Raw genomic sequence first — 19,019 nt, forward strand, 5'->3', positions numbered from 1 at the left:
CGAAAGAGCGCCGCGAGGCGCCCTTTCATTTCGGACTGAGTGATCTCAGACCGCCGAGCCGTAGAGGTCGTAAGCGTCGGCGCGATCGATCTTGACCGTGACGATGTCGCCGGCGCGCAGTGGCCGCCGCGACTGGATATGGACCGAACCGTCGATTTCAGGCGCATCGTATTTGGTCCGGCCCTTGGCCGAATTGCCATGCGCCTCGTCGATCAGGACCGGCAGTCGCTTGCCAATTTTCCTGGTGAGCTGCGTTGCCGAAATCTTCTGTTGGCGCTGCATGAAGCGGTGCCAGCGGGCTTCCTTGATCTCCTGCGGCACCTGCTCGAGGCCGAGCTCGTTGGAGCGGGCGCCTCTGACCGGCTCGTATTTGAAACAGCCGGCGCGGTCGATCTTCGCCTCGTCCAGCCAGTCGAGCAGCATCTCGAAATCGTCGTCCGTCTCGCCGGGGAAACCGACGATGAAGGTGGAGCGGATGGCAAGGTCCGGGCAGACGTCGCGCCAGCTGCGAATGCGCTCGAGCGTCTTTTCGCCATGAGCGGGCCGGCGCATGTTCTTCAGCACCTGCGGCGAGGCATGCTGGAACGGAATGTCGAGATAGGGAAGAATCTTGCCTTCGGCCATCAGGGGGATGACGTCAGCGACATGCGGGTAGGGATAGACATAGTGCATGCGCACCCAGACACCGAGCTTGCCAAGTTCTTCCGATAGATCTAGGAACTTCGCCCGCACTTCGCGGTCGCCGAACATGCTGGTCTGGTATTTGATATCGATGCCGTAGGCGCTGGTATCCTGCGAGATGACGAGGATCTCCTTGACCCCGGCCTTGGCCAGCTTCTCGGCTTCGCGCAACACGTCGGCGGCTGGCCGCGATACGAGGTCGCCACGCAGCGCCGGAATGATGCAAAAGGTGCAGCGGTTGTTGCAGCCTTCCGAAATCTTGAGATACGCATAATGGCGCGGTGTAAGCTTGACCCCTTGCGGCGGCAAAAGGTCGACGTAGGGATCGTGGCTCGGCGGTGCTGCCTCATGCACTGCCGCCATAACGCTTTCATAGGCTTGTGGGCCAGTGATGGCGAGGACGTTGGGGTGTCTTTCACGAATGACGTCCGGCTCGGCGCCGAGGCAGCCGGTAACGATAACCCTGCCGTTCTCCGAAAGTGCTGAGCCGATAGCGTTGAGCGATTCGTCGCGGGCCGAATCGAGAAAGCCACAGGTGTTGACGACGACAAGGTCGGCGCCGTCGTGCTTGCGGGCGATCTCGTAGCCTTCGGCCCGCAGGCGGGTGATAATGCGCTCCGAATCCACAAGGGCTTTCGGGCATCCAAGGCTGACGAAACTGACGCGAGGGGCGGACATCAAGCTTTTCCGGATTCAGGATTGGCGGCGCAGTACCACAGTTGTTGCCGCATTGGTATGGGCAGCGGCTGCGGCGAAACGCAACCGCCGGCATCGCCGAAGGCTCGCCGAAATCGAAGTCGCGGCCGATGCGAATTCGAGTCGATGCGTCAGCTCACCGCACTGCTGACATGCGGGAAGACTTCCACCGCGCCTCGATAGATCATATCGAGTGCGACATAGAAGATGATCAAAAGGCCGATATAGGCGATCCAGCGATGGCGGTGCAGCAGCTTGGCGATGAAGCTCGCGGCAAGGCCCATCAGCGCGATCGACAGGACGAGGCCGATCACCAGCACCTGGAAGTGATCGCGCGCCGCGCCGGCGACCGCCAGTACGTTGTCGAGCGACATCGACACGTCGGCGATGACGATCTGCAATGCCGCCTGACCCAAGGTCTTCTTACGCGCCTTGCCAGCCACCATATCATCGCTGTTGATATCGGAATTGGACAGCGCTTCGGTCGCCTCCACCTCGTCGGCATGCGACGTGCGCAGCTCGCGATACATCTTCCAGCACACCCACAGCAGCAAGATGCCGCCGGCCAGCAGCAGGCCGACAATCTGCAGCAGGGTGACGGTGATCGCGGCAAAACCGATGCGCAGCACCGTTGCCGCCACCACGCCGATGAGAATCGCTCTCTTGCGCTGCTCGACCGGCAAGCCCGCTGCGGCCAGGCCGATGACGATGGCGTTATCGCCTGCAAGCACGAGGTCGATGGCGATGACCTGGAGCAGGGCAGAGAAGCCCGCGGCAGTGAAAATTTCCATCGACTGGAAGTCCCTTGCTGGTTGGCCGACCGTTCGCGTCGAATGCCTGGAGGGCCTAACGTGTATGGTTCCCGCGCGTCAAGGGACTGGTTGGAACAAGGTCGGCAATATACAGAGTTTGCGACGATCGGCCCGAAACACCGGCAAAATGCGGCCACAGGTCGCGAATGCCTAGTTATAGAGATTGTATTTGGGCCAGTCGCTTTCCGGAATTTCATCACCGATCCGGTAGCGGAGCTGCAGGACTTCCATATGGTCCGGCGCTGTCTCGCATTTGAATTTCAGCCGGTACCATTGTCCCTTGCTGCGAAACGCAGCACCCGGGCTCTTGATCGCATCGGCGCCCATTTCGGGCGTCGCAAAAGCGTAGGCGACGACACGATCGGCTTTGTATTTGCGGTCGTCGCGGGTAATCCGGTCGAGAATTTCGGCGTCGCATCGCTGCTCCAGCCGGGTTTGCGGATCGAGTTTCAGCAGGCCGGCGCGCAATGCGCTGTCCATCGCGCTGGCCGGCCAAGGCAGCGCCATCCATGCGAGGAGCGCAAAAAATAACCTATTCATGGGCGGGAGAAGCACCATATTTCGGCGCAAAAATCAATCCGATCGGGGGCTCGCTCGCGTCCCGGTCATCTCGATGCAAGTCCGGGAGATTGCTTTCGGGATAAAGAGTGAGCGGCCCGAGACATAGGTGACGATTTGTACCGGACACATAGGTAACACTTTTCGGTTTTTGCCGGGAGGTGTTGATGCCGTGGAGAGAGTGTTCGGTGATGGAGGAACGTCTTCGCTTTGTGGCTCGCCTGCTTGACGGAGAAGGCATGAGCGCGGTGTGCCGGGAGTTCGGGATCTCGCGCAAGACCGGCTACAAGATCTTCAACCGCTACAGGCAAGAGGGGTTGGAGGCGCTTTGCGACCGCCAAGCGTCCTGGCGGGGCTCTCTGAGGGCTTGGGAGAGATCGTCAAAGATCGTTTCCATGGCCCGATTCTAGATCGAACCGGATTCGATGTGAATCCCCTTTTGTCTCAAGGCCGCGCTTCTTAATCGGTCAACGGTGTTGCCGTATTATTTTCTTTACCAAAGGAGTAAAATGCTGAGCGGAGAGATTTGAATAACAGGGGGATATCATGAAGCGCATCCACAAAGCGATTTCGTGCATTTTGATTGCACTAGCCGTTTCCTTGCTCTTTACCCCGAGCAGCATGAGTAAGCTCAATTTGAAAAAGCCGTTTAGCAGGGGAGGGATACTTAGCCCAGGCAAGCCTTTCGCCCCAGGCGGCCGGCTGCGCATCGAGAAATTTCCGGTTCCAAAGCGCTTCAGAGTAGGTAAACCCAAAACGCTGGTGGAAGTTATTAATCCGTACTGCTGGGGAACTCCTCAATCGTGCAGGCGCGCGAATATACGGAACAAACAATCTCAGCCCAATTTGATATCCCCAAAATACAAGTACTACATTACCGGTAGATTTCTCTGTAGAGACAAGAGCAATGGGCAGTTTTCTTCGACTTCGTGCGACTCAAGTCAATTTTCCTCTGTCTCATGCGGGGAAGCAAAGGTCGCGATGAAGAAATATATAGCAGAAGGTGATCCATGTCAGCAGTGTGGCAATTTCACTGATCCCACTGTGTACTGGGATGGGTATAGCGTGGAATACATCCAAGGAGGGCTATGTCAAGGATGGAGATGGTAGGCTGACCACCTGCCCGGATCGAGAAATCACGCCGAAGGTGAAGAAGCGCTAGCGCAACAGCAGGTAGGCGCCCATGCCGGCCATCAGTTGACGGTCCGCTCGATCGTCACTTTCTTGCCTCGCGACAGAAGCACCAGCAACCCGAGGATGATGTCGCCGAACACCCAGATCCACAGCAAAACGCCGACCGCAATGGTGCCGCCGATCGCGGTGCCGACGTGAGATGCGGCGTCGGTTGTCGCCTGATATTGCTCGCTCGCCCCCTTGATGCCGGCAAAGATCCACAACCCCATCAGGGCGTTGAAGGCTAGGAACATCCACCAGAAGATCATACCGAAGAAACCGCGCTTCCTGGTCTCGACGCGTTCTATGTGCGGCATAGTAATTCCCCCTTTTTATTTCCCCGAGACAGAATCGCGCAACTGGCGAGCGCGCGCAAGCGGGCTCCCCCGAAGGGAGCGGCTTGACGAAATCAGCGAATAAGCGGAACGTGAAACGCGCCTGAACGATCTCCTAGACCGCGCCATGAGCCGCCTGATAACGGCGTTGGATCTCATGGCGGCGGACTGCGATCTGGAGGAAACCGCCGACGACGAGTCGTCGCTTGGCTGGGGAGAGCGAAGAGGACATGTGGGGCGATGATCTTAAGTCTCAGGAAGTTCTGGTCTCGCTGTAAAGGTCGCGGAAAACTTTTCCACCACCACGCAAGCCCGCTGCCTTCGGTGGCGGGCTTTCTTTATGTTGTGGCGGAAAAGTCACGCAGCTTGAATATGCAGAGCTTCAACCGGCGCGAGCTTATTATCCAGCTCAGCGAGGCGTACCCTCGTCGAGGGGCAAAAAGGGGACGCTGCCCCTGAGACACCTCCCGAAACTCGCGCCCGCTGCCTCACGGTGGCGGGCTTTTCTCTTTCTTTACCTTATCGCCAACCCAGAAAGTGGGCGCCTAAGCGGTTCATGGCCATCAGAAAGACCTCAAAGCTTGGGAGCAAAAACAGGCACGCTCCGCATACTAGAAGGCACAAGCACAGCACCGATAAGAGGGGTTGTCTCCGATCCAGGAATTCATAGTAAAAAGTTAACGGAGATCTCGCAGTGCCCGAAGTCACCGCGCCTTCTTGCTTCTCAATCACATCGAGCGCTTGCTGAGACACCAATATTCCGTAGATCGTCTTCTGGGTTCCAAACCCGATCAATTTCTGGAATGGAACTAAAGCTTTTCCGGCCCGAAGACACTCGTCAGCATCCTGGTCGCCTTGAACGGCTTCAGCGTAGTCCCGCCGGCTACGGTATATCCTCACCTGTCGCGGGCACGCCAACCAGAATAGCACCAGGCCAAGCAGGATGACTACGCCTCCAACGTAAAGGAGGTAGATACGTGTCAAAACAGTGAACAACAGAGAAGGTCCGAGTGAGGGGGAGAACTTCATCACCAAGTCTTGGAACGATTCGCCCCAAAGCACGGCATATCCCAGCACAGGCACCAAGCTCGCAAACTGCGGTAACTTCGTACGTGTCAACGAGGCAGCATATGTCCATCTCGGCGTGAAGAACAGCATTGTCGCCTTGCACCTAGTTTTGTACGCAAGCTCTCTTAAAATGCAGATTATCAAAGCATTTCAAAGGCACGTGGCGGAGGGAGTGGGATTCGAACCCACGGTGGGCTTGCACCCACGCCGGTTTTCAAGACCGGTGCCTTAAACCGCTCGGCCATCCCTCCAGGGTGATTTTTCAATCACTTAGGATATCGCGAGAGGAGCGGGTTCGAGCTGTCGGTACCGGATTGGCACCAGGACGTTCCCCGATCGGTTCGCGCTCCATTTCTGTAAAGCTGGATTCAACGCCAAGTCAACCGTGGCGGCCGCACCTTTCGGCGCGATCCAGGACGGTGAGCAGCGTCATGGCGAGCTGTTTGTGCTGAGTGTGGAAAATCGTTTTTAAAACCCGCACGGACTATTAATCGTTGCGCGCTGATATGTTGGGCGCATTAGGCACATGTAAGTAAAATCGTCTTCTGGAGTTGAATTTTGGCCGTACTTGGCGCTCTCCCGCCCGGTCTTCGCTGTAGACCAATTCGCGAAACCGACTGGGAGGGAGTGGTCGATTGTCTGTGCAGGGGCTTTCCGGCGCGTAACCGAAGTTACTGGATCCGGGCTCTGACCCGTTTGTCGAAGCGGCCTGCGGTTGCCGAGTTCCCACAATATGGCTTTGCTTTGGAGCATGCCGATCGGATCGTCGGCGTTGTGCTCACCCTTTATGCTCGCTACCAGGGGTCGGAGAGCGAGGAAATCCGCTGCAATCTTTCGAGCTGGTCAGTCGACGCAGAATTCCGTTCCTATGGCGCCATGTTGGTTGCGGCGGTTCTCAAGCGGAAGGACGTGACCTACACGAACATTTCGCCGGCGCAAGCGACATTGAAAGCCAACCGGGCGCTCGGCTTTCGGCTCTTCTCCAGCGGACAATTTACCTTCTTGCCGGCTTTAAATTCGGCGCCGCGGTCATGTCGCGTGGTCGAAGTGCGTCCCGATCTTCCGGAACTGGCGATGCTGTCCGAGAGTGAGAGATACATACTCTCGGAACACGCCGCGCTGGGGTGCCTGTCGTTGATCTGCATCTGCGACGGAGCAGCGTTCCCCCTGGTGTTGATGCCGCGCCGAATATTGCACGGTCTTATCCGGTGCCATCAGGTCATCTATTGCCGCTCGCTCGCGGATTTGAGCCGCTGCGCCGGTGCCATGGGGCGCTTTCTCTTGCGAAGCGGAATCCTGGTTTGCTTTGTCGACGCCAAGGAGCCGATTCCAGGTTTGGTGGGATGGTACCGCCCCAACAAGGGGCTGAAATACTTCAAGGGTCCCAGACCACCCACACCTGGAGATCTGACGTTCACCGAGCTCGTGATCTTCGGTCCCTGAGTCTGCGCTCGCAGACACGCCAGGCGAGGTTCAAAGCCCGCCACGAACGGCGTTTTGCTGATCTAAGCGATGACTTCATCCCGACCGGCGAGACGGTCCGCGCCACAATCTCGCCCGGTTCCGACCACAATCGGTTAATACGGTGATAAACAATTCCTGCGCACAAAAGCATTGGGGTAGGGCGTTGCCGGCGTTTCTGGAGTGGGTGCTTTGGCATCGCTGACGTTTATGCTGCGGTGCCTTCGTCGATGCTATAGGGGACAATCAAAATATGCAGACCACGGCGCGCCCGCGTCTTCGTCGCGCTTTCGCTTTCGCGCTGTTTGCCTTGTCGGCAGCGTTTCTTGCGGCATGTGCCGCGCCGCAGCAGAAGGCGATGGTCAACAAGAAACCTCGCTCCAAGGAATATTTTTCCGAAGCCGAATATGGCGTGAAAGCCAGCCCGCGCGTGATGTTCAAGACGTCTCGGGGGCGCAACCAGCTCGGCAAGCCCTATCAGGTGCGCGGCAAGTGGTATTATCCGAGGGAAGACAAACGTTACGCCAAGGTTGGCCTAGCGTCCTGGTATGGTGAGGCGTTCCACGGCCGGTTGACCGCCAATGGCGAAGTCTACGACATGGCAGATCTGACGGCGGCGCATCCGACTATGCCGCTCCCGAGCTATGCGCGGGTCACAAACATGAAGACCGGCAGCTCGGTGATCGTGCGCGTCAACGATCGCGGACCCTATCATGATGGACGCATCATCGATGTGTCGAAGCGCGCTGCTGAAATGCTCGATTATGCCAATATCGGTACGGCCGAGGTGAAGGTCGAATATGTCGGCCATGCGCCGCTCGAAGGCAATGACGGGCAGTATCTTATGGCTTCGTATCGTCCAGGCAACAGGGCGCCGGATCCGTCGGACGGTCTGCCCAGCGGTATCATGGTCGCCATGAATGGGCCGTCGCCAAGCCTGGCGGTGAGCGCTGCAGCCGTGCCGTTCCCCGGTCAGCTGACGAATACCGGGCAGGGATCCGATGCAGGGCCTGTCATAGCGGTGCAAGCGTCTGCTTCGGGAGACATTGTACTGCCCGATTTCGGCCCGATCGTGCCGGAGCGTCCGGAGATCAACCTGCCGGCGCAATCTCCATTCACCATGGCGTCGCTGTCTTACGCCGACGAGCGCGTGCAGCGCGCCTCCAACGCGTTTGCCGAGCTGGACGACACCGGCATGTCGCCCGCCGAGCTTCTTCAATCGTGGAAGCGGCAAGCTCCTCCAACCCAGTCGCCCACGGACTATGTCGCGGCGGGTTCGTTCGAGGATGCCGCCGAAGCCGAGCAGGTGGCGACCCAGCTTTCCAGCTTCGGCAAGACCGAAATCCAGCGCTCGGAACTTGAAGGCAAGGACTGGTACTCGGTCAACCTCTATGCCGACGGCCGTGGCAGCCTGGACGAGATGCTGCAGGCAGCGTGGTCGCATGGTGCGCCCGATGCGCTTGCTGTACGCGACTGAGCTCGGGGTTGCCTGGTTTTTTCGTGCGCGATTGATCCGCCAGGCAAAAGCCTGATAGCTTCTGCCAACGTGCAAGAGCGCCGGCTCACTGGTCGAATCTGATGAAATTTTTTCGCCCTTTCACTGGGCTTATAGCGCTCGGCCTGCTGCTGCTCTCGCTTGCGCCGGCCTCGGCACAGCTTTTCGAGACCAAGGCCGCGCAGGCCTTCATGATCGATGCCGAAACCGGAACCGTGCTGTTTTCCAAGGACGCCGACAGGTTGATACCGCCGGCCTCGTTGGCCAAGCTGATGACGATGGAAGTGGTCTTCAACGCCATCAAATCGGGGCGCCTGACGCTCGACGACACCTTCGTGGTGAGCGAAAACGCCTGGCGCAAGGGCGGCGCGCCTTCGGGGACATCGACTATGTTCGCGAAACTCAAGTCGACGATCCGGCTTGAAGACCTGATCCAGGGCGTGACCGTGCAGGCGGCCAATGACGGCTGTATCGTCATCGCTGAAGGAATCGCGGGGTCCGAGGCAAACTTCGCGGCGCAGATGACCGAGCGTGCCCGCCAGATCGGCTTGCAGAAATCGACCTTCGTCAACTCCACCGGTCTGCCGGCAGATGGGCAGCAAACGAGCGTTCGCGAACTCGCACTTCTGGCGCTGCATATCTGGCGCAACTACCCGGATCTCTACCGCTATTACGGCCAGAAGGATTTTACCTGGAACAAGATTTCCCAGAGGAACCGCAATCCGCTGCTGGCCATGGATATAGGCGCCGACGGGCTCGCGGTCGGCGCCAGCGAGCAATCCGGGTTCGGCATTGTCGGCTCGGCCAGCCACAACGGCACAAGGGTGATCGCGGCGATGAGCGGCCTGGCAAACGACCGCGAGCGTGCTGAGGAAGCGCGAAAGCTGCTCGACTGGGGCGTTCGCTCCTTCGAGAAGACTGAAGTATTCGCCAAGGACGAAGTGGTTGGCGAAGCCCAGGTCTTTGGCGGCGCGAAATCCGGAGTCGCGTTAAAGGCAAAAGGACCGGTGCAGATCTTCCTGCCGATCACCAACCGCGACAAGCTCACCGCCAGGATCGTCTATGACGGACCGGTTGCCGCGCCGGTGGAGGAGGGGCAGCCGGTCGGTACGCTGCGCGTCTGGATCGGCGATACTCTGAGCCAGGAGACGCCGCTGTTTGCCGCCGAGTCGATCGGTGTCGGTTCGCTGCCGCAGCGCGCGCTCGACGCCGCCAAGGAACTGGCCGTCGGCTGGCTGCGTTAGCACCGTCGCGGTGGACCTTTTTTGCCGCCCGGACTATACGGTCCCCGAAGTATGGACAAAGGCTTTGGCGCGCGGATTTTTCATCACTTTTGAAGGCGGCGAAGGAGCAGGCAAGTCGACGCAGATCGAGCGGCTGGCCAAGAAGATGCGCGCCAAAAAATACGATGTGCTGGTGACGCGTGAGCCGGGTGGCTCGCCGGGCGCGGAGGCGGTCAGGCATGTCCTGCTTTCAGGCGCAGCCGAGCCGTTCGGCCCCAAGATGGAAGCGTTGCTTTTCGCCGCTGCGCGATCCGACCATGTCGAACAGGTCATCCGGCCGGCGGTCGAGCGCGGTTCGGTCGTGCTTTGCGATCGTTTCATGGATTCTTCACGCGTCTACCAGGGCGTCACCGGCGGCCTCGACCCGGCATTCATGGACGCATTGGAGAAGGTCGCCATCAACGGCATGGTGCCGGACATGACGCTGATCTTCGATATCGACCCCGCCGAGGGCCTGAGGCGCGCTACCGCCCGGCGGGGGAGCAGTGACGGACCGGACCGCTTCGAGAAGGAAACATTGGCCATCCACCAACGCCGGCGCGAGGCGTTTCTCGCGATCGCCGCAGCTGAACCCGAACGCTGCGTCGTCGTCGATGCGTCAGCCGACCCCGACACCGTGGAGGATATCGTTACCGCCATCGTCTTCGCGGCTCTCGAGAGGATGATGCCGGCGCAAAGAAGGCAGGTGGCGCCGGCATGATTTTCGAACGCATCGCGCCCGAACAGCACAACACGCTGGACGGGGTGCCCGAGCCATCCGAGACGCCGCGTCTTGTCGGTCACCCGCAGGCGGCCAACATGCTCGCCACCGCTTACCGCTCGGGAAAGCTGCCGCACGCACTGATCTTTGCCGGACCGGTGGGCATAGGCAAGGCGACGCTGGCCTTTCATCTGGCGCATCATCTGTTGAAGCACCCGGCCTTCGAGCAGGCGCTGGAAAGCCTTGCCGTTCCAGATCCGGCTTCGTCGCTGTTTCGCCAGATCGCCACCGGGGCACATCCTTCGGTTCTGCATCTTACACGCCCCGCGAATGACAAGACCAAGAGCTTCAAGACAGTGGTCACGGTCGACGAAATCCGTAAGGTCAGCCGCTTTCTGTCACTGACCTCGCACGACGGCAGCTACCGGGTGGTTATCGTCGATCCCGCCGACGACATGAACACCAATGCTGCCAATGCTTTGCTGAAGAATCTTGAAGAGCCACCCGCGCGCACCTTGTTCATCCTCATCGTCCATGCGCCGGGCAGTTTGCTGCCGACGATCCGGTCGCGCTGCCAGATGGTGCGATTAGCCCCGCTCGATGCCAAGAGCTTGATGGCGGTTCTGGAGGGCATCGAGCCGCCGCCACCGGAGGATCCTGCGGCGCGCGCGGCGCTGGCGGAGCGGGCAGGGGGCAGCGCGCGCAACGCGATCCTGTTGACGCAGTATGGCGGGCTTGAAATCGCCGCGACCCTCGATGCCCTGGTGATGTCCAAAAAGATAGATGTCGCAGGCGCCTACCGTCTTGCCGAGGCGGTCGCCGGCCGCGACCAGGCAATCCCGTTCGAGATATTCAATCGCCGCGCGCTCGACCTGCTGTCGGCCGGCGCCAGCCAGGCCGCGCTCGCCGGCGATCTCGCGCGGGCCAAAACGCTGTCGGATACTTGGCACGAGGCTTTGAACGCTATATCTGAAACCGAGACCTACAATCTCGACAAAAAGCAGCACGCCCTGACCATGATCGACCGCCTGAATTCTGCAATGCGAATGTGACGGCCGCTGGCGTGGCTTTGAAGCCCCTGAGCATTGATCCCAATCAATCGCAGGAACTTCGAAGCCACCACATTGGCGTCGGATGGCAATTGCCGTTTCGATGCGATATCTCACCGCGACATCTTTCATTCAGACATTCATGACGGCTCATCCATGTCACGCGAAAAATACTACGTCACGACGCCGATCTTCTATCCGAACGGAAAGCCGCATATCGGCCATGCCTACAATGTGATCGCCAGCGACACGCTTGCCCGCTTCCAGCGGCTCGACGGCAAGGACGTCTTCTTCGTCTCGGGGACCGACGAGCACGGCTTGAAGATGCAGCAGACGGCGGACGCCGAAGGCCTGACGCCGAAGGCGCTTGCCGATCGCAATTCGGCGATCTTCCGTTCGATGCTCGAAGCGACCGGCTGCTCGAACGACGTTTTTATCCGAACTACCGAGGAGCGGCACTACAAGGCTTGCCAGGCGATCTGGACACGCATGGCTGAGAATGGCGACATTTACCTCGACCGCTACAGCGGCTGGTATTCGGTTCGGCAGGAAGCCTATTTCGATGAGGCCGAAACCAAGGTCGGCGACGACGGCGTGCGCCGCGAACCGCTCGGCTCGCCTGTCGAATGGACCGAAGAAGAAAGCTACTTCTTTCGGCTTTCCGCCTATCAGGACAGGCTGCTCGCACTATACGAGAACAGCCCCGAATTCGTCGGGCCAGCGGAGCGGCGCAATGAAATCGTCAGCTTCGTCAAATCCGGCCTCAGGGATCTGTCCATCTCGCGCACCACGTTTAACTGGGGCGTGCCGGTCCCGGGCGACGACAAGCATGTGATGTATGTCTGGGTCGATGCACTGACCAACTACATCACCGCTGCCGGTTATCCGGATCCGGCCAGCGAGAGATGGTCTTTCTGGCCTGCAAACGTTCATGTCATCGGCAAGGATATCGTGCGCTTTCACGCGGTCTACTGGCCGGCTTTCCTGATGTCGGCTGGCATCGAATTGCCGAAGCGCGTGTTCGCGCATGGTTTTTTGTTCAACCGCGGCGAGAAAATGTCGAAGTCGGTCGGCAACGTCATCGACCCGTTCGCCATGATCGAGCACTACGGTCTCGACCAGGTGCGCTATTTCTTCCTGCGCGAAGTGCCGTTCGGTCAGGACGGTAGCTACAGCCATGATGCGATCGTCAACCGCACCAATGCCGACCTTGCCAACGATCTTGGCAATCTGGCGCAGCGCTCGCTGTCGATGATCGGCAAGAACTGCGGCGGCGTGGTGCCGAAGCGTGGCGAATTGAGCGACGCCGACAAGGCGATCCTCGATCAGGCAGATGCTGCCCTTGTCACGGCGCGCAGGACGATGGCCGACCAGGGCATCCATTTGGCGCTGGCGGCGATCTTTGGCGTGGTGGCCGAAGCCAACCGCTATTTCGCTGGGCAGGAGCCATGGGCGCTGAAGAAGACCGATCCGGCACGCATGGAAACGGTGCTGTGGACGACGGCAGAGGTGATCCGGCGTGTCGGATTGCTGTGCCAGCCCTTCATTCCAGGCTCGGCGGCAAAGCTGCTCGATCTTTTGGCAGTGCCGGCGGACAGCCGCGACTTCGCGCATGTCGCCGAACGTCATGCGCTGGTGTCCGGTACGGCGCTGCCGGCGCCGGAACCAGTATTTCCACGCTATGTCGAGCAAACGGATACAAGCGCCTGATGCTGGTCGACAGTCACTGCCATCTCGACTTTCCGGATTTCGCCGAAGAGCGGGCGACCATCGTCGCCCGCGCCCTCGCGGCCGGCGTCGGCCGTATGGTGACGATCTCGACGAGGGTGAAGCGATTTAGCCAAGTGCTTGAGATTGCAGAGACTTTCGATGAGGTCTATTGCTCGGTGGGCACCCATCCGCACAATGCGGCGGAAGAGCTTGACGTCGCTGTCGATGATCTGGTGCGGCTCTCTGCTCATCGCAAAGTGGTGGCGATCGGCGAGGCCGGGCTCGACTATTTCTACGATCATGCGCCGCGCGACGCACAGGCTCAGGGCTTTCGCACCCACATCGCCGCGGCGCGCGTGACCGGTCTGCCGCTGGTCATCCATTCGCGCGACGCCGACGACGACATGGCTGACATCCTCGAAGAAGAAACAGGGAAGGGCGCCTTCCCCTTCATCCTGCACTGTTTTTCGTCTGGGCGCAGGCTAGCCGAGATCGGTGTCGCGCTCGGCGGCTACGTTTCGTTTTCCGGTATCCTGACCTTCAAGAACTCCGCCGAGCTGCGCGCCGTCGCCGCCGATGTGCCGCGCGACCGTCTGCTGGTCGAAACCGACGCGCCATACCTTGCGCCGATCCCGTTTCGCGGCAAGCGCAATGAGCCCGCCTATGTCGCGCATACAGCCAAGGTGCTGGCCGAGACGATCGGCTTCAGCGAGGCCGAGATCGCTGATATCACCACGGATAATTTCTTCCGGCTGTTCAGGAAAATGCCGCGCCCGAGCGCGCCGGGCGCCTGACGCATGAGCGACCGGTTACGTCTTACCGTCCTCGGCTGCGGCTCATCGCCGGGCACGCCACGCATCACCGGCGACTGGGGCAGTTGCGATCCCGCGAACCCCCGAAACCGGCGCACGCGCACCGCAGCGCTCGTCGAGCGGATCGCGGCGAATGGCGTCCGGACCACGGTCGTCATCGACACCGGCCCGGATTTCCGCGAGCAGATGCTGCTGGCATCGGTCAGGCGCATCGATGCGGTGGTCTATACACATCCGCATGCCGACCATATCCACGGCATCGACGATTTGCGCGGCTTCGTACTGGAGCAGCGCCACCGGATCGACATCCATGCCGATCAGGCCACCATGCTGCGCTTACGCGAGGCGTTCCGCTACTGTTTCGAAACACCGAAAGGCAGTTCGTATCCGCCGATCGTGAACGCCCATATCATCGACCACGACAGGCCGGTGGTGATCGAGGGCGAGGGCGGCGCCCTCACCCTCGAACCGCTGGTGCAGCTTCATGGCGACATCACCTCGCTGGGTTTCCGCATCGGCGGGCTGGCTTATTGCCCTGATGTCAGCGACTTTCCGGACGCGACCGCCGAGCGCTTGCGCGGGTTGGACGTGCTGGTCATCGACGCGCTGCAATACACCGTCCATCCGAGCCATCTGTCGCTTGGCCAGGCGCTTGGCTGGATCGAAAGACTGGCGCCGAAGAACGCGGTGCTGACGCATATGCATGTGCCACTCGACTACGCAACGGTAATGGCCGAGACGCCGGCCAACGTCGAGCCTGCTTATGATGGCATGACGATCGAAATCCCTTACGAATCAGCGTGAAGGATCGAGTTTTTACGGTTGGGTTTCTGAGTGGGGTCTCGCAAGGTGCGTGAAACCAATTCTCGCTCTAAAGCCGGCCCAGCGGCTCGCTGGTGCCACTTCCACGCCACATTCTTATCCGCCATTTCAGTTCCATAACCTATCTTATGCGACTGAAGCTTGTAGCAGCCATTTTAGGAATGCGACGGTTGAGCAAATTAGAGATGCGACATTTGTCGTGCGTCTGACGAACCGCAGCATTACAACCAGCAAATGACCCACTTTCTCGGCTTTCCCGATCACCTCGCCGATGGCCGCATGCCTCGTGCGGTGATCTTCGGAGCCGGTCACGGCAGCACGTATCCCAGCGAGGACAGTCATGGCCTGGCGCGACGAGTTGCATGGCGAACGATACGGCTATTCGAACCCGATGCGCCGGGCGAGCGAGATGCAGCATGTTGCCGGCATCGTGCAGGTCGGCATCCGTGGCGTCGGTAGCGCACGCATCACCGAAATCGAAGCTGCGCGGCGCTATGGCAGCCGTTTCGTGACCGCCCGCGAGGTTCACGCCCAGGGCGTCGAAGCCGCTCTCCGATACATTCCGGAAGGAGCGCGGATCGTCATCACGCTCGACTGCGATGGCCTCGATCCCGGTATCATGCCTGGCGTAGCTGCGCGTACACCCGGCGGCCTCACCTATACGCAAGTGATCGACCTGATCGCGGGCCTCGGCAGGCGGGCCAAGATCGCAGGATTCGACCTTGTCGAGCTCTATCCTCCCGCCGACATTGACGGCCTGTCGGCGATGACCGCCGCGCGCCTTCTCGTCAATGTAATCGGCACCATCGTCCGTCAAGTTTGAAAGCCGGCTTCCTCACGCATGATGGCCAGACAAGATTTCATCGGCTGCCGGCCAGGCGCGAAGATTCTCAACCGGCATGCTAGGGTTGCGAATCATGAAGCGACTTGGGCTCTTCACAAGTTTCGTCCTCACCCTCGCCTGCGTGCTCACTGGCGCGCGAGCGCAGGACTTTGATCGTGCGCCAGGCGAGAACGACCTGGCTTTCGCCAAACGTGTTGTCGGGTTCGCCGACAATGCTGATCCGCACACCACAGCCGTGAGCTGGAGCGGCCTCCAGACACTCTTCGTCGATTACCAGACCGCTGAGGACTATCCGGAACGCCCGCTCGTCGCGCTGCAACGGCTAGCTGACAACAGATATCGCACAATCCAGGTCACGATCGGTGAACAAGAGGGCGACACGCCGGACATAGCGCTCGGCCTCGCCAACGCCGACCACGACCCGGCAAAGGAACTGATCGTGATACTTTCCTGGGCTCAGATGCACTACGATGTCGAAGGGACGCTCTACGAAGTTCGCATCTTCGATGGCCCCAAGCCAGGCCAGAAGGCGCTGACTCAATTGAAAGCGAGCCGGAAGTTCGACGCCACATGCGACTGCCATTGGCGCGACGGCACAACGAAGCACTTCCGCTTCAAGACGATCGCAGCGGTCAAGACTGAACTGAAGCGCCTGGGTTATTAGCCGCCGGCGAGGGCTCGCTTCCCGGATGCTGCCCTCGCCATCTCGCCTATGCTGGCCCGCAATCGTCACCAGCGCCGGCACAGGCACAGTCTGGGTCGCTCGTCAGAACTCCATATCACCGAAGTCACCGCCATTGTCGGAGCTGGCATCGCCTGCCTGATCGGCTTCGTCCGGCTGCGGCGTCGGCTGTTCAGCTGCCTTCGCTTCGCTGCCGCCAAACATGCCGGCGATCGCGTTGCCGAGCAGCACTCCGCCGGCCACGCCCATCGCGGTCTGCGCAGCGCCAGCAAGAAAACCGCCGCCTGCCCGCTGTGGCGTGTCCTGCGGCCCTTCAGTTGCAACGGAGGCGGCGCGCCCTACCCGCGGAACCGAGCCCGAGCGCCTGCCGCCGCTGCGGCCGAAGAAGCTGCTGAGCGGTCCACCGCCGGCGGGCTGCTGCGCCTGCTCTTCCAGTTCTTCGATGCGCGCCTGAGCTGCGTTCAAGGCCTGCTCCTGAACCACGATCGTCTGGGCCATGTAATATGGCGCGCCAGGCTGCTGGCCGATCTGATCCTGGATGAAGCGCTCTGCTTCCGCATCGCGCGGCGACGCCTGGCGCTCGACATTTGCCAACTTCTCGAAGAGGCGTCCGATCGCCTGTTGATCGTTTCTGTCCATGATATCCGCCTCCGGTCGTGGTCCGACGCCGGCTATTCGCGCTCGCCGGTGAAGTTCAACAGCAGTTGGAAGATGTTGATGAAGTTCAGATAGAGCGAGAATGCACCGAAGACAGCGAGCTTCTGCTGTGATTCCGCACCGAAGTTTTCCGCATACTGCTCTTTGATAGTCTGGGTATCCCAGGCGGTGAGGCCGATGAAGACGGCGATGCCGATCACCGAGATCGCGAACTGGAGCGCGGTCGAGCCCAGGAAGATATTGACGATGCTGGCGATCACCACGCCGATCAGGCCCATGATCAGGAACGACGAGAACTGCGTCAGGTCGCGTTTGGTCGTGTACCCGTAAAGGCTGGTCGCGCCGAACATGGTGGCGGCGATGAAGAAGGTGCGTGCGATGCTGGTGCCGGTAAAGACCAGGAACACGGAAGCCAGCGACAGCCCCATGACCGCGCAGAATGCCCAGAACATCGCCTGGGCGCCGGCCGCCGACATCGTCTGCATCCGGAAGGAGAACAAGAGCACAAAAGCCAGTGGTGCCAGCATAACCACCCATTTCAGCGGTGTGGAGAAGATCGGCACGTAAAGCGCGGGTGTGGAAGCCACCACGAACGCGATCACGCCCGTAACGACGAGGCCAAGGCCCATGTAGTTGTAGACGCGCAGCATGTGCCGGCGCAGGCCTTCGTCGTAGACGGCTCCGGCTCGGGCTCCGGCCCCGATATATCCGAGATTGTTCATGTGGTTCTCCTTCTTGAAGGTCGATCAGTAAAGCGTCTTGGCGAGCGCTTCGGCCGTGAGATCTATGCCTTGGATGTCGCTACGTGCGACGACCGCGTAGGCGACCTCGCCGATCTGGAAATAAGCTGAGGAAACGTCGCCCGAGGGAACGACAGTCGGCTTGACGACGTCGAATGTCCCGGGCCTGATTGCGAACAACGAGACCAGCCCCATCTCTTTCGTCTCGACAGCCATCTCGACGCTCGGGCCGAACTGCGATGGGTAGATCTGCACGTCGCGGACCGTCCAGTCCGCTGGCAGCGATGGCATAATGATCGCCGTCGCGGCGCGAACTTCGTCGGCATTGTAGCCGGGCGCTTCGGGTTGCGACGACATCGCCTCGCGCACGAGCGTCGTGCGGTGCGCCCGGACCGCGTCCTCCACATAGGCGGGCGGATGGGTCGAAGCGACGACTTCCGTCACCGATATCGGTCCGATGAGCCCGTTCGCAAGCCAGCCGGCAGCGACGAAGACAGCGACTGCCGCCGCTCGCTGCAAAGCACCAAGGACGCGGCCGCGCGCCAATCCCCGCTCCAGCCGCCGTGCGGCCTCGGCCGTCGAGGGCCGCGCCATGCCTTTCGATCCGGCAAGCGCCACGCGCAATTCGTCACGCATCCGCAGGTCGGACATCACCCGCGCGGCCGCGTCCGGGCGGGCCGAAAGGAACGCCTCGACCTCGATGCGGCGTGCCACGTCCAGCTGATCGTCGACATAGGCGTCGAGATCGGTGTCGGTCACGGGATCGCGCAGTTGGTTCATTATCGACCTCCGACGATCTTCAGATGGCCTTTCGCCCGTGCCGGTGCCGCGTCCTCCATCTCGCGGAGTGCCGCACGTGCCCTGCCGATGCGCGACATCAGCGTGCCAAGCGGCACGCCGCTAACCTCGGCCGCCTCGCTGTAGCTGAGCCCCTCGATGGCGACGAGATGCAGCGCGCAACGTTGCTCTTCCGGCAATGTGAAAAAAGCGTCGCGCACCTGTGCCAGACGGACCGAATGTTCCTGCGCAGCCTGGACGCTGGCCTCGGCGAGATAGCCGGCCTGTTCGATGCGCATTGCTTCGGATTTGCGGGATCGCAAGCCGTCGATGAACGCGTTGTGGACGATCGACAGCAGCCATACGCGAAGGTTTCCGCCGGAGCGGAAGCTGCCGCGTCGCTCATAGGCACGCACCAGCGCATCATGCACCAGATCCTCTGCATCGGCGCTGTCGCGTGTCAGCGAGCGTGCATAGCGGCGCAGTGAACCGAGCTGTCCCAGAATGTCGAAGCGTGGCATCGGCCGTTTCATGTCCTGTTTACGGAGCAGGTCGGAATTTTAATCCCGCTCGCCCGAATTTTTCGGCTCGCCGCGCTCTCTCTGGGAGATATCGCGCCTGCCCTCGCCCGGCAGATAGTATCGGCCGCCCTCGAGGCAAACCG

18 protein-coding genes, 1 tRNA gene and 1 pseudogene are annotated in these 19,019 nt (G+C 60.6%); 11 read left to right on the top strand and 9 right to left on the bottom strand.

Annotation, left to right across the window (positions count from 1 at the left end; translation table 11 throughout):
- Window positions 1-45: 45 nt before the first annotated feature.
- From rimO to NKJ13_RS15490, 3 genes are all read right to left on the bottom strand, one after another.
- Entirely contained in the window at window positions 46-1,359 is a 1,314-nt protein-coding gene (rimO, locus tag NKJ13_RS15480) for a 30S ribosomal protein S12 methylthiotransferase RimO (RefSeq protein ID WP_352736463.1), read from the bottom strand.
- A 149-nt stretch (window positions 1,360-1,508) separates the two neighbouring features.
- Complete coding sequence (locus NKJ13_RS15485; RefSeq protein WP_352508444.1) at window positions 1,509-2,168, bottom strand: TerC family protein; 660 nt, start codon at window positions 2,166-2,168, stop codon at window positions 1,509-1,511.
- A gap of 171 nt (window positions 2,169-2,339) precedes the next feature.
- On the bottom strand, window positions 2,340-2,747 hold the full coding sequence (locus NKJ13_RS15490; protein WP_352736460.1) for a DUF930 domain-containing protein: 408 nt from the start codon (window positions 2,745-2,747) through the stop codon (window positions 2,340-2,342).
- 167 nt (window positions 2,748-2,914) lie between these two features.
- On the opposite strand from NKJ13_RS15490, the gene NKJ13_RS15495 reads away from it, so the two are divergent.
- Window positions 2,915-3,157 (top strand): helix-turn-helix domain-containing protein, encoded by a 243-nt coding sequence (locus NKJ13_RS15495; RefSeq protein ID WP_352736458.1) that lies wholly within the window; start codon window positions 2,915-2,917, stop codon window positions 3,155-3,157.
- Between the two features lie 783 nt (window positions 3,158-3,940).
- Here NKJ13_RS15495 and NKJ13_RS15500 read toward each other — a convergent pair.
- The gene (locus NKJ13_RS15500; protein ID WP_352736456.1) at window positions 3,941-4,237 is read right to left on the bottom strand and encodes a hypothetical protein; all 297 of its coding nucleotides are present in this window, start codon (window positions 4,235-4,237) and stop codon (window positions 3,941-3,943) included.
- 1,247 nt (window positions 4,238-5,484) lie between these two features.
- Window positions 5,485-5,574: transfer RNA gene (locus NKJ13_RS15505), tRNA-Ser, on the bottom strand.
- Between the two features lie 307 nt (window positions 5,575-5,881).
- Between NKJ13_RS15505 and NKJ13_RS15510 the strand changes: the two genes are divergently transcribed.
- The 10 genes and pseudogenes from NKJ13_RS15510 to NKJ13_RS15555 all read left to right on the top strand — a co-directional run bounded on the left by NKJ13_RS15510 (window position 5,882) and on the right by NKJ13_RS15555 (window position 16,163).
- Entirely contained in the window at window positions 5,882-6,766 is an 885-nt protein-coding gene (locus tag NKJ13_RS15510; RefSeq protein ID WP_352777878.1) for a GNAT family N-acetyltransferase, read from the top strand.
- 271 nt (window positions 6,767-7,037) lie between these two features.
- Window positions 7,038-8,261, top strand: a complete 1,224-nt coding sequence (locus NKJ13_RS15515) for a septal ring lytic transglycosylase RlpA family protein (protein WP_352736452.1) — start codon at window positions 7,038-7,040, stop codon at window positions 8,259-8,261.
- Between the two features lie 101 nt (window positions 8,262-8,362).
- Window positions 8,363-9,523, top strand: coding sequence for a D-alanyl-D-alanine carboxypeptidase family protein (locus NKJ13_RS15520; RefSeq protein WP_352507397.1), 1,161 nt, complete (start codon window positions 8,363-8,365; stop codon window positions 9,521-9,523).
- 64 nt (window positions 9,524-9,587) lie between these two features.
- Window positions 9,588-10,262 (top strand): dTMP kinase, encoded by a 675-nt coding sequence (gene tmk, locus NKJ13_RS15525; protein WP_352736450.1) that lies wholly within the window; start codon window positions 9,588-9,590, stop codon window positions 10,260-10,262.
- Window positions 10,259-11,314 carry a DNA polymerase III subunit delta' gene (locus tag NKJ13_RS15530; protein ID WP_352736448.1) on the top strand — a complete coding sequence of 352 codons (1,056 nt, stop codon included), beginning with the start codon at window positions 10,259-10,261 and terminating at the stop codon, window positions 11,312-11,314. The genes tmk and NKJ13_RS15530 overlap by 4 nt, the downstream gene beginning before the upstream one ends.
- A 120-nt stretch (window positions 11,315-11,434) precedes the next feature.
- Window positions 11,435-13,021 carry a methionine--tRNA ligase gene (gene metG, locus NKJ13_RS15535; RefSeq protein WP_352689351.1) on the top strand — a complete coding sequence of 529 codons (1,587 nt, stop codon included), beginning with the start codon at window positions 11,435-11,437 and terminating at the stop codon, window positions 13,019-13,021.
- On the top strand, window positions 13,021-13,815 hold the full coding sequence (locus tag NKJ13_RS15540) for a TatD family hydrolase (protein WP_352689311.1): 795 nt from the start codon (window positions 13,021-13,023) through the stop codon (window positions 13,813-13,815). The genes metG and NKJ13_RS15540 overlap by 1 nt, the downstream gene beginning before the upstream one ends.
- Window positions 13,816-13,818: 3 nt before the next feature.
- Window positions 13,819-14,637: an MBL fold metallo-hydrolase gene (locus NKJ13_RS15545; protein ID WP_352478841.1), complete on the top strand. Its 819-nt coding sequence runs from the start codon at window positions 13,819-13,821 to the stop codon at window positions 14,635-14,637.
- A gap of 361 nt (window positions 14,638-14,998) precedes the next feature.
- Window positions 14,999-15,478: pseudogene (locus tag NKJ13_RS15550) on the top strand (arginase family protein); the annotation flags it as partial.
- Window positions 15,479-15,572: 94 nt separating this feature from the next.
- Entirely contained in the window at window positions 15,573-16,163 is a 591-nt protein-coding gene (locus NKJ13_RS15555; RefSeq protein WP_352689308.1) for a hypothetical protein, read from the top strand.
- Between the two features lie 102 nt (window positions 16,164-16,265).
- On the opposite strand, the gene NKJ13_RS15560 is transcribed toward NKJ13_RS15555, so the two are convergent.
- Genes NKJ13_RS15560 through NKJ13_RS15575 form a run of 4 tightly spaced genes read right to left on the bottom strand, consistent with a single transcriptional unit; the run spans window position 16,266 to window position 18,888 of the window.
- The gene (locus tag NKJ13_RS15560) at window positions 16,266-16,820 is read right to left on the bottom strand and encodes a DUF2076 domain-containing protein (protein ID WP_352689307.1); all 555 of its coding nucleotides are present in this window, start codon (window positions 16,818-16,820) and stop codon (window positions 16,266-16,268) included.
- A 32-nt stretch (window positions 16,821-16,852) separates the two neighbouring features.
- On the bottom strand, window positions 16,853-17,560 hold the full coding sequence (locus tag NKJ13_RS15565) for a Bax inhibitor-1/YccA family protein (protein WP_254817208.1): 708 nt from the start codon (window positions 17,558-17,560) through the stop codon (window positions 16,853-16,855).
- A gap of 24 nt (window positions 17,561-17,584) precedes the next feature.
- Window positions 17,585-18,358, bottom strand: coding sequence for an anti-sigma factor family protein (locus NKJ13_RS15570; RefSeq protein WP_352736446.1), 774 nt, complete (start codon window positions 18,356-18,358; stop codon window positions 17,585-17,587).
- The gene (locus tag NKJ13_RS15575; RefSeq protein WP_352876799.1) at window positions 18,358-18,888 is read right to left on the bottom strand and encodes a sigma-70 family RNA polymerase sigma factor; all 531 of its coding nucleotides are present in this window, start codon (window positions 18,886-18,888) and stop codon (window positions 18,358-18,360) included. Before NKJ13_RS15575 ends, NKJ13_RS15570 begins: the two co-directional genes overlap by 1 nt.
- Between the last annotated feature and the right edge of the window lie 131 nt (window positions 18,889-19,019).

The sequence above is a fragment of the Mesorhizobium sp. M0174 genome (assembly GCF_040322275.1).
Taxonomy (GTDB): Bacteria; Pseudomonadota; Alphaproteobacteria; order Rhizobiales; family Rhizobiaceae; genus Mesorhizobium.

Excerpts from the sequence above, each read along its gene's own strand:
- rimO (WP_352736463.1), bottom strand. The coding sequence starts at position 1,359 with ATGTCCGCCCCTCGCGTCAGTTTCGTCAGCCTTGGATGCCCGAAAGCC.
- NKJ13_RS15485 (WP_352508444.1), bottom strand. The coding sequence starts at position 2,168 with ATGGAAATTTTCACTGCCGCGGGCTTCTCTGCCCTGCTCCAGGTCATC.
- NKJ13_RS15490 (WP_352736460.1), bottom strand. The coding sequence starts at position 2,747 with ATGGTGCTTCTCCCGCCCATGAATAGGTTATTTTTTGCGCTCCTCGCA.
- NKJ13_RS15495 (WP_352736458.1), top strand. The coding sequence starts at position 2,915 with ATGCCGTGGAGAGAGTGTTCGGTGATGGAGGAACGTCTTCGCTTTGTG.
- NKJ13_RS15500 (WP_352736456.1), bottom strand. The coding sequence starts at position 4,237 with ATGCCGCACATAGAACGCGTCGAGACCAGGAAGCGCGGTTTCTTCGGT.
- NKJ13_RS15515 (WP_352736452.1), top strand. The coding sequence starts at position 7,038 with ATGCAGACCACGGCGCGCCCGCGTCTTCGTCGCGCTTTCGCTTTCGCG.
- NKJ13_RS15520 (WP_352507397.1), top strand. The coding sequence starts at position 8,363 with ATGAAATTTTTTCGCCCTTTCACTGGGCTTATAGCGCTCGGCCTGCTG.
- NKJ13_RS15530 (WP_352736448.1), top strand. The coding sequence starts at position 10,259 with ATGATTTTCGAACGCATCGCGCCCGAACAGCACAACACGCTGGACGGG.
- NKJ13_RS15540 (WP_352689311.1), top strand. The coding sequence starts at position 13,021 with ATGCTGGTCGACAGTCACTGCCATCTCGACTTTCCGGATTTCGCCGAA.
- NKJ13_RS15545 (WP_352478841.1), top strand. The coding sequence starts at position 13,819 with ATGAGCGACCGGTTACGTCTTACCGTCCTCGGCTGCGGCTCATCGCCG.
- NKJ13_RS15555 (WP_352689308.1), top strand. The coding sequence starts at position 15,573 with ATGAAGCGACTTGGGCTCTTCACAAGTTTCGTCCTCACCCTCGCCTGC.
- NKJ13_RS15560 (WP_352689307.1), bottom strand. The coding sequence starts at position 16,820 with ATGGACAGAAACGATCAACAGGCGATCGGACGCCTCTTCGAGAAGTTG.
- NKJ13_RS15565 (WP_254817208.1), bottom strand. The coding sequence starts at position 17,560 with ATGAACAATCTCGGATATATCGGGGCCGGAGCCCGAGCCGGAGCCGTC.
- NKJ13_RS15570 (WP_352736446.1), bottom strand. The coding sequence starts at position 18,358 with ATGAACCAACTGCGCGATCCCGTGACCGACACCGATCTCGACGCCTAT.
- NKJ13_RS15575 (WP_352876799.1), bottom strand. The coding sequence starts at position 18,888 with ATGAAACGGCCGATGCCACGCTTCGACATTCTGGGACAGCTCGGTTCA.